This is a genomic window from Thiohalocapsa halophila (assembly GCF_016583825.1).
Classification (GTDB): Bacteria; Pseudomonadota; Gammaproteobacteria; order Chromatiales; family Chromatiaceae; genus Thiohalocapsa; species Thiohalocapsa halophila.
Genome location: NZ_NRRV01000200.1, coordinates 1 through 1,174 on the forward strand (window position 1 = coordinate 1; position 1,174 = coordinate 1,174).

The 1,174-nt window shown below is 70.0% G+C and carries 2 pseudogenes; both read left to right on the forward strand.

Annotated elements, in window-relative coordinates:
- Positions 1-542, forward strand: a pseudogene (locus CKO31_RS25960) (MobH family relaxase); the annotation flags it as partial.
- Between the two features lie 86 nt (positions 543-628).
- Positions 629-1,174: pseudogene (locus CKO31_RS25965) on the forward strand (conjugative transfer system coupling protein TraD); the annotation flags it as partial.

Below are 1,174 nucleotides of genomic sequence, written 5' to 3' on the forward strand. Positions count from 1 at the left end.
AACGCTGGCTGGGCACAGCCGCCAACAGCACGGCACAGCTGCTCGATCGTCTCGATTCACTGCGGGTCGCGATGGATGAAACGCTCCAGCAACGGGAAGGGCTGCTCTGGCTTCGCTACCCGGACTGGTTCGACACAGCTGCCTGGCCCGCCGCGGAGGCCGCCCAGTCCCTGAGCGACGATGGCCTGCTGGAACCGGACCCACGCACGCCGATGCGGCGCGTCCGCGATCACGCTGGTGAACGGTGGCTGGTGCTGAACGCGGAGGTCTCGCGCCATCTCGGTGTGCTGCTCGACGGATCGGGCTTGGCACAGGCGGCGTCGGCTCCGGAGTCCGCCCAGGGCGGAGCAGCACCCGCGTCCAGCGCGGACGGCGCGGCTGACCCCGACCGCGAGCCGACGGGCGACGATGCTAGAAGCCTCATCGAGGTCATCCTTCGGGATCTCGGCGCCCAAAGCGAACCACGCGATGGCAGCCACACCCAGATCCTCGACCACGCCACGCTCAAGACCCTCGCAAAGCAACACCGACTCGGCGTCTAAAGCCTACGCGAGCGCCTGCTGACCGATCCGCGCGTGACGGAAGACACGCAGAGGCGTCTGGTCGTGACGCTGTAGCGCGCGCCGCCATGGATCGTTACACCAACCCCTGGCGCCCGAACTTCGAGGCCATCGCTGTCGGCCTCTGGCTGCTGCTCGCGGCCTTTGCCTTCGTCAGCGCGCCGCATTGGCGGCTGCACACGCCCGCGTTCCATGCCCTCGCCCTGGGTGCGGTGTTGATGGCACTGACCTGGCTGCCAGGGGCGTTGCGCATGCGCGCGGCCCGCCGGGCCCTGAACGGCAGGCCGCTTGCCTTGGTCACCGCCGAGCAGCTGGCCGGGACCATGAAGCGTCTACCCAGTCAGCTCTGGCTCGGTCGCGGCTTCGAGTGGGAGCGCGCGCAGGCGCAGCTCGCCCACGACCTGCTGCGGGTCGGCCCGTCGCGGCTCGCCGAGGTGTCCCCGACGCAGATCGGGGCACACTGGCTGCATGGCCTGGCACCGCGGGAGGACGACCTGGCCGTGCCGCTCTCCACCCTCGAAGGCCACATGCTGGTGGTCGGCACCACCGGCGCCGGCAAGACGCGGCTGTTCGATCTGCTTATCACCCAGGCGGTGCTGCGCGGCGAGGCGGTG